The sequence below is a fragment of the Dorea sp. OM07-5 genome (genome assembly GCF_003481355.1).
GTDB lineage: Bacteria > Bacillota > Clostridia > Lachnospirales > Lachnospiraceae > Dorea_D > Dorea_D hominis.
In genome coordinates this window covers 48,955-61,832 of record NZ_QUKZ01000011.1, presented here as the reverse complement: position 1 = coordinate 61,832, position 12,878 = coordinate 48,955, and the positions used below count along the sequence as shown (strand labels likewise).

The window sequence follows — 12,878 nt, the reverse complement described above, 5'->3', positions numbered from 1 at the left end:
CAAGTTATTTTAACTGCTTTTTGATTTATAAGTTTCCTGATTTCTGTAATATTTTCTATATATAATCTGCGCAGTTAGTATATGGAAAATATGTAAAAATATTCTGTATTTCATAAAACCTGCCGAGACTGCCACTGACAGCTCCCAGCCATAGAAATATCAGGAGCTTCATACCCGCCTATGTGCGGTTATGAAGCTCCAGTGCTCTTCGATGTTCTTCTTTCTGGCTATACATACGTTTATCTGCTTCCTGGATCAGCTCATGCACCGATGCTTTCACCGGAAATTCAAAAGAATCAATAATACCAAAGCTGAAATCTTTCAGATATGGACGTTCTACTCTGGTGCGGAAAGCTTCCTGGATCATCTGCATCCGTTCTCTCAGATATGCTTTGTCACATTCTTCAATCGCAATGCAGAATTCGTCTCCACCAATCCTTGCAAACAGATCCTTCTTTCGGATTTGTTCTTGTACTATATCGACAAAATGATTCAGATACCAGTCTCCTTCTTCATGACCATAAGTATCATTGATATATTTTAAATGATCGAGATCACAGTAGCAGAACACAAATTTTTCGCTTTTTTCAAGAAATTCTTTCATCTTTCCAACCAGAAGATTACGGTTACCAATCCCGGTAAGCGCATCCAGATATGCCTTCTCTTCCAGTTTTTCCTCACGTTCCTTTTCTTCCGTGATATCACGTATAATATGTGCGTATGCTTTCTCACCCTGCCACTCCATAAATCCTGTAGCGACATAATAATAGCGATGATCGGACACCTGTTCTTCCCACTCCCATTCACACTCACAGGCATTCTCTTCCGCCTCAACCTCTGCAAGTTTTTCTGCAAGTCTTTCCCGGCAGATCTCGTAAATTTCTCTGTGTTTTGAATCTGACAGACTCTTCCCGCTGCAATACAGTGTTTCCTGTCTGTCTTTACTTAAAACAAGAATGTCTTCTTTGCTTCGCTCGATCAGCTGGATCAAAAGCTGATTGTAACTTTCTACCATATTCGCATGTGTCTTCTCACGTTCTGCTTCCTGCTTCAGATACTGTTCCCGCTCTTTTAACTGCTTTGTCATTGTATTAAACGCTTCCGAAAATTCTCCCAGATAAGAAACACTCTGGGAATAATCTCCTTTGGCAACCTGTTTTGCCTGCCAACTTAAATGGTTCAGATTTGCATGGATATTTTTGAGATTCTTACACAGGAAATTCTCACGCGGCGGCGCTTCCACCGAAAGATTTCCCACAGATATCGCCGCAGAATATTCTTTCATCTCTCGTACCGCCTGTTCCAGATACTGCATTCCTTTTCCAAGTTTCTCAAAAGCAGGTTCCAGATCATCTATCTGCAAAGCATTCACTTTATCGTCATATAAAATACTGCGAAGATATTCAAATAACTGTTCACAATTATCTTTATGTTTCATCTGTCTGTTCCCCGTCTTCTATTACATTTGCATGAAACCGGCATACACGGTCACCAGTAGCCCAGCAGTCTACTTCAATGGCTTCATATGGCCTATCTGTATATACAGATAAAATTCCGGAAATAAATCCTTCATCATAATTACATACAGTCTCGCCAAGAATCGGAAGTCCTGAACAGTCCGCATCTTCCGATACGGTCAATATGATTTTCCCGCTCTTTTCTTCTATACTTTCAATTCTTAAAACACCAATCTTAAATTCTTCCAGTTTTCGCTGTAACTCACTCAAAAATGAATCCAGTGGCTGGTCGAGATTCATCATATTCTTTGCAAAATATTCACCGGATTTGCGTCCTGCTTTCCGGAAAATCTCTATCTGCTTTTCTTTTCCGAAATTATTTACAAGCTCTTCTTTGATCGAATATTCCAACATCCGGTATACTGTTACCGGAAGCATATCCCCAAGATTGCCCCGTCCATTTTCATTAAACTGCAAATATTCTTCAAATGAAATAGGACTGCGGTCCTCCATAAAAATATTATTACTCATTGTCCTTCTGTATTTCCTCTCTAGACTCTGTGCAAATGTACATCTAGATTTAGTATATCATTATCAAAAACAAGATTCAACGTAATGTTGCCAAAAATATCATGTGAAAGATTTTACATAACTCTGGATATTTTCACCGTATTTCTGTATAATGGAAAGCAGATTTAAAGAGGAGGAATGAAATATGAGTAAAATCGATGAAGTCCGCGCTGACATGGTAAAAGCTATGAAAGCCGGTGATAAAGAAAGCAAGGAAACCTTATCTATGTTACTCGCAGCTCTTAAGAATAAAGCGATTGACAAACGTTCTGACCTGACCGCCGAGGAAGAAACTCAGGTTATCTTAAAAGAAATTAAACAGACTAAAGAAACTCTGGAAATGACACCTGCCGACCGCACTGAGATCATTGACGAGTGCAACAAACGTCTCGCAGTTTTAGAGCAGTATGCTCCAAAGATGATGGATGAAGCTGAGATCCGCGCTGTCATCGACGCGACACTTTCCGAAGTCGGAATCGAAGCACCTGAAGCAAAAGACAAAGGCAAGATCATGAAAGTTCTGATGCCAAAAGTCAAAGGCAAAGCCGACGGCAAACTGGTCAATGATATTTTAATGACTTATATGAACTAACCTGTCACCTTTTTTCAAATACCGTGACCGTAAAATGATCGGTTCTTAGTTCATCGCCATAATAAAAGCAGCAGATACATCCGTACCTGCTGTTTTTTGATGCCAAAGTTAAAAGCCTGAAAAAGTACGAAGTACGAAACCATTTGCATGGCATCTTTTGACTCTGATATCTTTTAATAATCAACATCTGTATTCGTCTGATCGTCCGTCTTCATATGTTCTGTATAAGGCTTCTCTTCTTTCTGCTTGATCCGCACACCGAGATCCGCATAAGAAATCGACCTCCATACTCTTTTGTGTATGCTGATATCCGCTTCCATCAGCCATTCATCTTTCGTCTGCTCATAAATCTTATTCTTTCGCTGTGCAATCAATTTTTTCTTCTTATCCGCTGTTGCTTTTCTGTCTTTCAAGCTGACAAGCTTTGCTACATAACATCCCTCTTCTGTCTCAACCACATCAGTAAGATCTCCCTTGGAAAGTTCATCTGCTGCCTTCACTAGCTTCTTGTCCGGCTTTATAGATGCGGAATCAAATGTCACTTCTTTATAAATCTTCCCGGCATCCTGTGCCGCTTTCTCAAAATCCTTCTTCTCTTTTGCATGTTCCAGAAAAGCTTCTGCATCTGCTTTTGCCTGTCTCTTCTCAGCAGCGGAAAGTTCGAGTCCTTTTCCGGTCTCTTTCGTCTCTTTATAAGGAAACAGAACATATTGCATCCGCTTCTGTTTTGCCTCTTCAGCCTTGACTTTCACATCTGCTTTATCTTCTACTGCTTTTTTCACTTTACTCTCTACAGCCATCAGTGTAAGCAGGCGCTTTACTGTCTTTCTTTCACCGGACACCTGATTCTTATTATGAAGCGCATTATCTTCATCAAATTCTCTGGCTGACTTCTCAATCACATCTTTTTCTGCCTGGGAGAGCGTCACCTTATATTCTTTCATATGCTCTTCCGATAACAGCATCGTCTCCAGATCTTCTATCACCTGTTCTTTGACTGCATCTTCATAATTATTGCCCTTTTCAGCACGGGATCCCCACATATCATTTCCCATATATGCCGCATAGTAAGTCTCATATCCCGCCTGGATATATCTTGCATAAAATTCAGCAATATCAGCAGTTACATCAATCCCATTTACCGTTACTGCCGCATCTTTTCCACTCATTGATGAACTGCATCCGGTAAGCGTTGTGACTGCAAGCACTGCTGCGAGTATCACTGCTGTGATTCTTTTCTTCATATCTTATTTCCCTTCTGCATTCTGATCGTTCTCTTAAGTATAGCTTAACATACCAGAATGAGTCAACCGGCTATTCCCGAATGATTATTAAGATTTTATTAGTTTTGTACCAGAATTCTTGCAATACCATCCAGAACCTTTGCTACAATCTCTGTTGGCATCGGTGGTTTTTCTCTTTTATTCCGAATCTTGTGAACATATACAAATGTATAATTCTCTGCACGGAATGTAAGACTCCCCCGGAACAGTTCGATCAGCTTCGGAATCCTCTCTGGCTGTACTTTCGCATGTTCATACATTGTAAAGGTATACATGTCACCTTTCTGTTCAATTGTCGTCACATAAAGCTTATGTGCTCTTGCTTTCAGTGCAGCAACTTCCAGAAGGGTACCAACTTTTTTCGGCGAATCTCCAAAACGGTCGATCAGTTCTTCCTCCATATCTTCCCGTTCTTCGTCCGATTCGATTGCCGCGATCCTTTTATAAATATCCAGTTTCTGGTATTCATTCGGAATATAGGAATCCGGGATAAATGCATCTACATTCAGATCAATGGTTGTCGTAAAATCTTCTTCCTCCATCTCACCTTTTAACTGTTTGACTGCTTCGTTTAACATTTTACAGTACAGATCATAACCGACTGCTTCCATATGCCCATGCTGTTCAGCTCCAAGCAGATTTCCCGCTCCACGGATCTCCAGATCCCTCATGGCAATCTTAAAACCGGAACCCAGATCTGTAAATTCCCGGATCGCCGCCAGTCGTTTTTCTGCTACTTCTTTTAAAAGTTTATTTCTTCTGTACAGTAAAAATGCGTATGCCATGCGGTTCGACCTTCCGACACGTCCACGAAGCTGGTAGAGCTGAGAAAGTCCCAGTCTATCCGCATCATGGATGATCATTGTATTGACATTGGAAATATCCAGTCCTGTTTCAATAATTGTCGTAGATACAAGCACATCGATTTCCCCGTTAATGAAATCATACATGATCTTTTCCAGTTCATGCTCCCGCATCTGTCCATGTGCATATGCCACATTTACATCCGGTACAAGTTTCTGAATCCTACCTGCCACATCTGCAATATCTTCCACCCGATTATATACATAATAAACCTGTCCCTGTCTGGCACATTCACGCTCAATCGCCTCACGTACCATTTCATCATTATATTCCATGACATAAGTCTGGATTGGCATACGCTCTTCCGGAGCTTCTTCCAGTACACTCATATCACGGATACCGATGAGACTCATGTGCAGAGTTCTTGGTATCGGTGTCGCCGTAAGCGTCAGCACATCGACATTTTCTTTCATTTTCTTGATCTTTTCTTTATGCTGCACACCAAAGCGCTGTTCCTCATCAATAATGAGCAATCCGAGATTTTTAAATTCCACATCTTTGCTCAGCACACGGTGTGTACCGATGACAATATCAACAAGCCCTTTTTTCAGATCCTGTATCGTCTTTTTCTGCTGCGACGGTGTACGGAATCGGCACATCAGATCCACACGCACCGGAAATTCTTTCATACGCTGAACAAATGTATTGTAATGCTGCTGTGCAAGAATAGTTGTCGGGACGAGATAGACAACCTGCTTATCTTCCTGTACTGCTTTAAATGCCGCACGGATGGCAACTTCCGTTTTTCCATAGCCAACATCCCCGCAGATCAGACGATCCATGATCTTCTTGCTCTCCATGTCTTTCTTCACTGCTTCGATCGCATGCATCTGATCTTCCGTCTCTTCAAACGGGAACATCTCTTCAAATTCCTGCTGCCATACCGTATCCGGTCCGTACACATAACCTTCCTGGTTCTGTCTTACTGCATACAGTTCTACCAGATCTTTGGCGATAACCTTTACCGCACCGCGGACTCTTTTCTTCGTCTTCACCCATTCCTGGGAGCCGAGACGGTTAAGTTTCGGCTTCTTTGCATCCGCGCTGGCATATTTCTGGATCAGATCAAGCTGTGTTGCCGGAATATAAAGATTGCCGCCCTTGGCATAGGCAATTTTCATGTAATCTTTGGTAATCTTATCAACCTCAATCTTTTCGATTCCCTGATAGATCCCAAGGCCGTGATTCTCATGTACAACGTAATCTCCCGGCTTCAGCTCAGAAAAGTTCTGGATCTTCCGTCCTTCATAAATTTTTCTTTTTTTCTTTTTCTTCGCCTTTCCGAAAATATCACTCTCTGCAATGACTGTAAATTTCAGCATCGGATACTCATATCCTTCTGCAATATGTCCGTATGCTGTCATAATCTCTCCCGGTTTCACAAGCCTGTCCGAATCATCACTGTAATAACTACTCAGATCATAATCTCTTAAGTCTTCGGCAAGACGTTTGGCACGCGTTCTTGAACCGGACAATAATACAACGCGGTATTTTCCTCTTTTCAATCTTTTAAGATCCTGCGTCAGAAGTTCAAAGCTCCGGTTATATGGATTAACGCTCTTTGTCTGTAACTGGTAGGATTCCCGGAGTTCCAGCCCCGGTGCGCGCATTTCCAATGCCATAAATCCGACAGATGCATATCCATTCATCTTTTTTTTCAACTCTTCAACGGTATACATCCGCATCTCTTCATCCGAAACTTTGCAGCCATTCTCTACACGACGCTTCTGCGCTTCTACGAACTCTTCTTCCACGCCTTCGCCTTTTTCCAGAAGTCTTACTGGCTCATCCAGAAACAGGATTGTCTTTTCTTTTTCAAAATAATCAAGAAACGATACGCCTTTTTCTTCGTCAGTCGGATACTCTACTGCCGGATAAATGAACACTTCCGTCAGATTTTCGATTGAACGCTGTGTCTCCACATCGAAACTGCGGACAGAATCCACTTCATCCCCCCACAGTTCGATCCGTACAGGCAGATTCTCTGTAAGTGGATAAATATCAATAATCCCTCCCCGAACGGCAAACTGACCGGGACCTTCAATCTGTACTTCTCTGTCATATCCAATCTTCACCAGTCGGTCTTCCAGTTCCTTCAGATCCAGTGTATCCGTATTCTTTATATGAATCACACGTTCACGGATCGTCTCTTTCGGAAGCAGCACATCCATAAATGCATCAAAACTCGTAACAACCGTCACCTGCTCCTTCTGAATAACCGCCTCCAGCACCTCCATTCGCTGCTTCACCAGCTCTTTACTTCTTATATCTGCCTGATAAAACAGAAAATCCTTTGACGGATACAGATACACATCTTCCGAAAGCATCTTATACTCTTCATATAAAGCTCTCGCTTTTGACTCACTGGAACAGGCGATGACTCTGTAAGCGGAGCCATCGCCAAGTGCGTACATAAAATGTGTTTTCTGAGAAGTAACACACCCCGAAATGCGTATCATCCCGGGGTTTTCTTTTCTTTTTTTATAAATATCTTCAAATTCCGCCAGCTCTCGTAACGGTTCTGTCAGCGCCTTCATACTTTTATGCCTCCTTAGGCTTCACCTTACGGTTAAATTCATTCATAGCCGCTTCCATCTCACCGGCAAGGATCTTCTCCACAGCCTGAATTGCTTTCTGGTAGCCTTCTTCCATCTCTTTCCTCTCCGCCTTTGTAAAATGACTCAGCACATAATCGGCAAGGTCATATTTTTTCGGTTTCTCTCCCACTCCGACCTTAATCCTTGGAAATACCTGGGTTCCCAGATGGGCAATAATATTTTTGATCCCGTTATGTCCTCCGGCACTTCCTTTCTTACGGATACGGATCTGTCCCGGCGACAGACTGATGTCATCATAAATGACGATCAGATCCTGTTCTTCATCTATTTTAAAATAATCAACCAGCCCCCCAATGCTCTCACCGCTCAGATTCATGTAAGTCTGCGGTTTTACAAGGAGTACTTTCTGTCCTTCTATGATTCCTTTACCGATATAGGCTCTGTTCTTACGCCCGTCTACGGATATATTATATTTGTCTGCCAGTGCATCTATGACATCGAACCCGGCATTATGTCTGGTTCCTTCATACTGCATGGTAGGATTACCAAGTCCTGCAATTATATACATATGTTTCTCACCTTCCATTTTCTCTTTTAACATTCTACAGGAACTCTACTCATTTGTCACGGAAAAAATACATGTATATTTTTCCGTTTTTTTTCATACATTATAGAAAGCAAATAGAATCTATAATATACAGGAGGTCGCTGATGAGTTCCAAAACTAAAATAATTGTACTGCATATGAGAGAAATTATATATACAGTCGTATTTGCTGTTCTTGCACTTATACTGATTTTACTTCTTTTCTTTATGTTCGGACCAAAAAAGGAAGAAAAAAAGACTTCCGGCCAGACATATACGCCGGGAACTTATTCTTCTTCCCTCACTTTAAATAATACAGATCTGGAAGTGGAAGTAACCGTTGACAGTTCCAAAATTAGTTCAATCCGATTCACAAACTTAAGCGAATCTGTTACTGCCATGTACCCACTGATACAGCCCACTCTCGAAGAGATTGCCGACCAGGTCTACGAAAAACAGTCTTTAGAAAATATCTCCTACTCCAAAGACAATCCTTACACTTCCCAGATCATTATAAATGCAATACAAGAAGCGTTAGAAAAAGCCGCAGCATCCAAATAGCTGCGGCTTTTCCTATCCTTCTACGATCAAATAACGTCCCCCCGGAAGTACGAATACTTCAGATGCGTCTTCCAGTTCTTCAGAAGACATTCCTTCAACGTCAAGTCCCTCTTCTTCAAGAAATTCACGGACTTCATCAATATTCTCTACGATCGTTGCCATGCATTCCTCCAGAAAAGCTTCTGCTCCTTCCAGCGTCTCTGCCACCGGCTCGTCAAAAAGCTGTGACTGATTCTCCAGAAATGTTTTCAGACATTCCTCATCATACTCATACATGCTCTTTTCCTCCTTCCTCTCATAGACTTTTAAACATATGCAAGAAGATCTGCCGGCTTCGCGATCATATGCTCCGGATCTGCTTCTCTTAATTCCTGTTCGGAACGGAAGCCCCAAGTTACACTAATCGTCTTAAGACCTGCATTCTTTCCCGTTTCTATATCCACTTCAGAATCTCCCACATACAGACATTCCGATGCCTCTGCACCCAGTACCTCCAGAATATGCCATACACCATCCGGCGCGGGTTTTCTCCTGATTCCTTCCTGCTGCCCGGACACGTAATCAAACACTCCGTCACCAAAGATCTTACGCACAACCTTTACCGCCTGTGCATGTGGTTTGTTGGATAATACGGCGAGTTTGATTCCTCTGTCTTTCAATGCTTCAAGCATCTTAACAATTCCTTCGTAAGGTGTTACATGATATGTACAGTTCTCATCAAATATTCTTCCATAAACCTGCATTCCTTCTTCCAGCCGTTCTGCATTCTCATCACCGACAGCTGCCAGCGATTCTTCCATCAGACGTCTGGCACCATTTCCAACAAAAGTTCTGCACTGCTCTTTCGTAATCTCCGGCAATCCCATCTCTCTCAATGTGGCGCGTACGGAATATACAAGCGATTCCAGAGTATCTGTAAGTGTTCCATCTAAATCAAAAATACAAGCTTTCATTTTCTTATGTCCTCCATGCAATTAATATAATAGTATGACCTGTTCTAAAATGCAACTAAAAATTCCTTTCAATCTGCAATCAAAAAGGAACGGAATCATTTTCCGTCCCCAAGATAGCGCCGCATAATACGCAGCGCATTTTTTTCCAGTCTGCTGACCTGTGCCTGTGAAATTCCAATTTCATCCGACACTTCCATCTGTGTTTTTCCTTCAAAAAAGCGCAGATCAATGATATACCTCTCTCTTTCATTTAAACGGTTCATTGCCGCTTCCAGTGACAGATTCTCAATCCATCTGTCTTCTTTATTTTTATGGTCACTGATCTGATCCATCACATAAAGTGCATCTCCGCCATCGTTATACACCGGCTCCTGCAGACTTACCGGTGTCTGGATTGCGTCCATCGCAAAGACAATATCTTCTTTCGATATGCCTACTTCTTTTGCAATTTCCTGCACGGTCGGCTCTTTCTGATACTGTTTCATATAATTTTCCCTTGCGTAAATCGCTTTGTACGCTGTATCTCGCAGGGATCTGCTAACACGGATGGAATTGTTATCCCGCATATAACGACGGATTTCTCCAACGATCATCGGAACTGCATAAGTAGAAAACTTTACGTCCAATTCTGTATTAAAATTATTGATTGCTTTAATAAGACCGATACAGCCGATCTGAAATAAATCATCCGAGTTTTCACTGCTCGCAGAAAAGCGCCGGATCACACTCAGCACCAGCCTTAGATTTCCTTTGATATAAGCATCTTTCGCCTCTTCATCTCCTTCTTTTATACGCGCAAACAAAGCTTCCTTCTCCTTTTCACTCAGGATTGGAAGCTTTGCTGTATTCACTCCACATATTTCTACTTTTCCCTGTGTCATATCGAGATCCTCCTCTACCAGATGTACTTTCTTTTCTAGTAGAAATCATCTCCATATCTACACACGTTATGCGGTCTTAAGATAAAATAAAAAAACTTTTATCCCTTGACATTCTTTTCTATCTGTCCCATTTATCTGCAAGATTCTGGATCTGGGATTCTAATTTTGCAAGCTCTTTATTGGCGAGTCCCTCATTCTTATAAACGACCTCCAGCAGTCTCTTCGCAGCCGCAACCACACGTTCAAATGCGGTATGTTTCCGGATTTTCTCCGGTTTCTCAGATGCTTTCTTCGGCATCCGTATACCTTCACTTATAATCTCTCCGGTCAGCAGATTTACGCTTCCGCCGGAATAAGGTGCAAACGCCGGATAGCCAAATTTTTCCTCAATAAGAGCAGCAAATTCATCTGTTACCTGATCTTCTCCGTGTACGACAAAGACATGCCGGATATCAGAAGTAAACCCACTCATCCAGTATAGCAGTCCGTTCATATCTGCATGGCCACTGATACCTTTCAGCACTTCGATTTTCGCATTGACTTCCACATTTTCACCGAACAGTTTTACAACCTGTGCTCCCTCGATCAACTTTCTTCCCAATGTTCCCACTGCCTGATAGCCTACAAAGCAGATCGTACATTCTTTTCTCCACAGATTGTGTTTCAGATGATGTCTGATACGGCCAGCTTCACACATACCAGATGCTGACAGTATAACTTTTGGTTTTTCATCAAAATTGATCAGTTTTGACTCATCACTTGTAATCGTTGTGCGTAAGCCCGGAAATACAAGCGGGTTGATTCCCTGCTGTATCAGTTTCATTGCATCTTCATCAAAGCAAGACTGTACATTTTTTTGAAATACGTTCGTTGCTTCTATCGCAAGAGGGCTGTCTACATATACTTCAAATCCCGGATATTCCGGAAGCAGATTCTTCTCTTTGATCTCACGGATAAAATACAGGATTTCCTGTGTTCTCCCAACAGCAAAAGACGGAATTACAACATTTCCTCCTTTCGCAAATGTTTCTCGCAGGATTCTTGTAAATTCTCCTACATAATCCGGAATATCTTCTCCGTGTGTACGATTACCGTACGTCGATTCGATCACAACATAATCTGCTTCTTTTACTGTTTTTGGGTCTTTGATGATCGGCTGGTTCACATTCCCCACGTCACCGGAAAATACGAGTTTTCTCGTCTCGCCTTCTTCTGTGATCCAGATTTCAATCGCTGCTGATCCAAGCAGATGCCCCACATCTGTAAAACGGATATCAATACCGTCACAGAGTGTGATCCGCTGTTCATAATCACACGGATGCAGAAGTTTGATTGCTGCCATTGCATGCTCCATCGTATATAACGGCTCATATAATGGTTCGCCACTTCGCATTGCCTTCCTGTTTCTCCACTGTGCTTCAAACTCCTGGATATGTGCACTGTCACGAAGCATGATATCGCAGAGGTCTGCTGTTGCAAATGTAGATATGATCTCTCCTCTGAAACCTTCCTTGCACAACAGCGGAATCTTTCCAGAATGATCAATATGTGCATGTGTCAGAAGCACATAATCGATGTCTCCTGCCTTTACCGGGATCTCCTGATTCTCATACAGATCCGGTCCCTGTTCCATTCCACAGTCTACGAGAATATGTTTTCCGCATGCCTCAATCAAGTGGCAGCTTCCTGTAACTTCATGGTCTGCACCGATAAATATAAGTTTCATATCATCAGCCCCTTTTTTCTTTATTGTACCACTTTTCCATTTCTTTTTCTATATTTTCTGAATATTAGTCATTTTTCGGCATTTTTCACATGCATTAATGATCATCAAGAATACTTCAACATTTCTTTTTTCAGTCTCTGCATGATCTTCTTTTCCAGCCTCGAAATATAAGACTGGGATATGCCAAGAATATCCGCCACTTCTTTCTGTGTTTTTTCTTCACCTTTCGCATCATTCAATCCGAATCGCATTCGTATGATCGTCTGCTCCCTTGCGCTCAGCCGGTTGATTGCCCCAAACAACACTTTCTTTTCTGCTTCCTGCTCCATATCCCGGTAAATGGTATCTTCATCCGTGCCAAGTATATCTGAAAGCAGCAGCTCATTTCCATCCCAATCCACATTTAACGGCTCATCAATCGATACTTCCATCTTTGTTTTATTATTTCTGCGCAGATACATTAAAATCTCATTTTCAATGCATCTGGATGCATATGTAGCAAGCTTGATTTTTTTCTCCGGATTGAACGTATTGATCGCTTTGATCAGTCCGATCGTTCCGATGGAAATCAGATCTTCCACACCAACTCCCGTATTATCAAATTTCTTTGCTATATACACAACCAGACGAAGATTATGTTCGATCAGAAGCTTTCTTGCTTCATTCGCATCTCCATTCTTAAGACTTCTGATCGTCGCTTCTTCCTTCTCCGGTGAAAGTGGTGCCGGAAGAATCTCCGATCCTCCTATATAATGGATTTCCCGATGATCCGGAAATAAAAATGTACGGATACCCGGAATGATTTTTAATTTGAACTGATTCGGTACTGCAACTTTAATTACCATATG

At 41.9% G+C, this 12,878-nt stretch carries 12 protein-coding genes; 2 read left to right on the top strand and 10 right to left on the bottom strand.

Features of this window, described 5'->3' with window-relative positions; genetic code table 11:
- Window positions 1-178: 178 nt before the first annotated feature.
- Together DXC04_RS11125 and DXC04_RS11120 are read right to left on the bottom strand one after the other, a co-directional pair.
- The gene (locus tag DXC04_RS11125; RefSeq protein ID WP_021861556.1) at window positions 179-1,438 is read right to left on the bottom strand and encodes a sensor domain-containing diguanylate cyclase; all 1,260 of its coding nucleotides are present in this window, start codon (window positions 1,436-1,438) and stop codon (window positions 179-181) included.
- Window positions 1,428-1,988, bottom strand: a complete 561-nt coding sequence (locus tag DXC04_RS11120) for a V4R domain-containing protein (protein WP_199692546.1) — start codon at window positions 1,986-1,988, stop codon at window positions 1,428-1,430. Before DXC04_RS11120 ends, DXC04_RS11125 begins: the two co-directional genes overlap by 11 nt.
- Window positions 1,989-2,172: 184 nt before the next feature.
- Between DXC04_RS11120 and DXC04_RS11115 the strand changes: the two genes are divergently transcribed.
- Window positions 2,173-2,619 (top strand): GatB/YqeY domain-containing protein, encoded by a 447-nt coding sequence (locus DXC04_RS11115; protein WP_021861558.1) that lies wholly within the window; start codon window positions 2,173-2,175, stop codon window positions 2,617-2,619.
- Between the two features lie 173 nt (window positions 2,620-2,792).
- On the opposite strand, the gene DXC04_RS11110 is transcribed toward DXC04_RS11115, so the two are convergent.
- The 3 genes from DXC04_RS11110 to pth all read right to left on the bottom strand — a co-directional run bounded on the left by DXC04_RS11110 (window position 2,793) and on the right by pth (window position 7,892).
- The gene (locus DXC04_RS11110; RefSeq protein WP_118661032.1) at window positions 2,793-3,863 is read right to left on the bottom strand and encodes a peptidyl-prolyl cis-trans isomerase; all 1,071 of its coding nucleotides are present in this window, start codon (window positions 3,861-3,863) and stop codon (window positions 2,793-2,795) included.
- 98 nt (window positions 3,864-3,961) lie between these two features.
- Window positions 3,962-7,303, bottom strand: a complete 3,342-nt coding sequence (gene mfd / locus DXC04_RS11105) for a transcription-repair coupling factor (RefSeq protein WP_118661031.1) — start codon at window positions 7,301-7,303, stop codon at window positions 3,962-3,964.
- A gap of 4 nt (window positions 7,304-7,307) precedes the next feature.
- The gene (gene pth / locus DXC04_RS11100; protein WP_117538377.1) at window positions 7,308-7,892 is read right to left on the bottom strand and encodes an aminoacyl-tRNA hydrolase; all 585 of its coding nucleotides are present in this window, start codon (window positions 7,890-7,892) and stop codon (window positions 7,308-7,310) included.
- A gap of 143 nt (window positions 7,893-8,035) precedes the next feature.
- Here pth and DXC04_RS11095 point away from each other — a divergent pair, with 143 nt between their 5' ends.
- A complete protein-coding gene (locus DXC04_RS11095) occupies window positions 8,036-8,470 on the top strand; it encodes an FMN-binding protein (RefSeq protein ID WP_021861562.1) in 435 nt (144 codons plus the stop codon).
- Between the two features lie 12 nt (window positions 8,471-8,482).
- Here the strand turns inward: DXC04_RS11095 and DXC04_RS11090 are convergent, their stop codons facing one another.
- From DXC04_RS11090 to sigE, 5 genes are all read right to left on the bottom strand, one after another.
- Window positions 8,483-8,746 (bottom strand): hypothetical protein, encoded by a 264-nt coding sequence (locus DXC04_RS11090; protein WP_021861563.1) that lies wholly within the window; start codon window positions 8,744-8,746, stop codon window positions 8,483-8,485.
- Window positions 8,747-8,775: 29 nt separating this feature from the next.
- On the bottom strand, window positions 8,776-9,423 hold the full coding sequence (locus DXC04_RS11085; RefSeq protein WP_021861564.1) for an HAD family hydrolase: 648 nt from the start codon (window positions 9,421-9,423) through the stop codon (window positions 8,776-8,778).
- Window positions 9,424-9,518: 95 nt separating this feature from the next.
- Complete coding sequence (gene sigG / locus DXC04_RS11080; RefSeq protein WP_021861565.1) at window positions 9,519-10,304, bottom strand: RNA polymerase sporulation sigma factor SigG; 786 nt, start codon at window positions 10,302-10,304, stop codon at window positions 9,519-9,521.
- Window positions 10,305-10,422: 118 nt separating this feature from the next.
- On the bottom strand, window positions 10,423-12,030 hold the full coding sequence (locus DXC04_RS11075; RefSeq protein WP_021861566.1) for an MBL fold metallo-hydrolase RNA specificity domain-containing protein: 1,608 nt from the start codon (window positions 12,028-12,030) through the stop codon (window positions 10,423-10,425).
- A 104-nt stretch (window positions 12,031-12,134) separates the two neighbouring features.
- A complete protein-coding gene (gene sigE / locus DXC04_RS11070; RefSeq protein WP_021861567.1) occupies window positions 12,135-12,875 on the bottom strand; it encodes an RNA polymerase sporulation sigma factor SigE in 741 nt (246 codons plus the stop codon).
- Between the last annotated feature and the right edge of the window lie 3 nt (window positions 12,876-12,878).